Below are 379 nucleotides of genomic sequence, written 5' to 3' on the forward strand. Positions count from 1 at the left end.
CGCTGTACCCGCCGAAGCGATTCCTCGGCGCGGCGCGCAACATCGAGCACGGCGGCTCGCTCACGATCATCGCCACCGCGATGGTCGAGACCGGCTCCACGGGTGACACCGTGATCTTCGAAGAGTTCAAGGGCACCGGCAACGCCGAGCTCAAGCTCGACCGCAAGATCGCCGAGCGCCGGGTGTTCCCCGCGGTCGACGTCAACCCGTCGGGCACGCGTAAGGATGAGCTGCTGCTCAGCCCCGACGAATTCGCCATCGTCCACAAGCTGCGCCGCGTGCTCTCGGGCCTCGACAGCCACCAGGCCATCGACCTGCTGATGAGCCAGCTGCGCAAGACCAAGAACAACTACGAGTTCCTGGTACAGGTCTCCAAGAC

At 65.2% G+C, this 379-nt stretch carries 1 pseudogene; it reads left to right on the forward strand.

Annotated elements, in window-relative coordinates:
- Positions 1 to 379, forward strand: a pseudogene (locus IMZ11_RS44780) (transcription termination factor Rho); the annotation flags it as partial.

It is taken from the genome of Microtetraspora sp. AC03309, assembly GCF_020826795.1.
GTDB classification, from domain to species: domain Bacteria; phylum Actinomycetota; class Actinomycetes; order Streptosporangiales; family Streptosporangiaceae; genus Microtetraspora; species Microtetraspora glauca.